This window comes from Flavobacterium branchiophilum NBRC 15030 = ATCC 35035 (assembly GCF_002217205.1).
Classification (GTDB): domain Bacteria; phylum Bacteroidota; class Bacteroidia; order Flavobacteriales; family Flavobacteriaceae; genus Flavobacterium; species Flavobacterium branchiophilum.
The window spans coordinates 1-1092 of the sequence record NZ_MUGT01000188.1 but is presented as its reverse complement, the minus strand read 5'-3'; the positions used below and the strand labels follow the sequence as shown (position 1 = coordinate 1092).

Sequence of the window (1092 nt, the reverse complement as noted above, 5' to 3'; positions counted from 1 at the left end):
TCAGCAAGAGGATCAATTGACATAAATCTCCCAATAGCATAATCATAATTTCTCCATTTGAAACTATCCCAGTTTAATCCTAACTCGTCTTGACGCTCTTGCCCTTGGAACTTATAATTATAAGCTGCTTTATTAAAAGGAGTTATAGTGGTTATAAGTTTATCACTTGAAGCTATTTTACTAAAAACCAAAACATCACTATTATAGTTGCTGTGCTTCATTCCAAAAGGATAATAGTGATTTTGCTCCATAATTTTTAGTAAACCCGTGTTAGGGTCTTTTGCATAACTCAAACGAATGTTGCCCAAATGGTCGGTGTAGTTAAACACATAACTAAAATTATTTACCCCACCAGAAAAAGTATTGTTTACATATCCTTCTTTTGTAGGGATAAATTGCAAAATTGAATTTTTATATTGTATTCCAATCATATAATCTGTTGTTGTTGCGCTGCCGTTTGTTACCTTTTTTTGCAATTTAATGCCATTAGCATCGTAAAGATATTCAATTTTTGTTAAATCATAACTATTAAACACAATTTTTGTTGGCAAATTCAAATGATTGTAGGTAATAGATGTAATATTCTTATTCATATCCATCGTCATGTTGCCATTTAAGTCATATCTATAATCAACATTAGACAAATTAGTAGGGTCTTCAGCATCGGCTTCGTTATCACTAAAGCCATCAGGATTATTTGTATAATCAACTACTTTAAGTAATTTATTACTTTCATACTGATATTGCAAATCATCAATCATTAAACCGCCAAGATATACATCTGAATCATAACTTCCATTTCGTCTTAAACTTAAAATATTTCCATTTTTATCATATTGCAAACTCTCGTCATAACTATGTGTAACCGCCATAGGCCCAACAGGCTTTTCATACACCGCCTCCAGCAACCTATTCAAATGATCATAAGAATAGCTGTATTTTCTCAATACATTGTCCGATGAAGTCCGCCAAAAAGTTTCCGAAATATTGCCGTTAAACAAAGGCGTTGCTGTCTCGGGTTTTTGGTAATTGATTCTAAAACTAAACAAATCCATCGGATCGCCCGCTTTGCTCAAGCTATTGATGTCGTTG

The 1092-nt window shown here is 33.0% G+C and carries 1 protein-coding gene; it reads right to left on the bottom strand.

The genetic code is table 11. From position 1 onward, the window contains the following. On the bottom strand, positions 1 to 1092 hold a 1092-nt coding region (locus B0A58_RS16575; RefSeq protein WP_394364010.1), incomplete at both ends, for an RHS repeat domain-containing protein.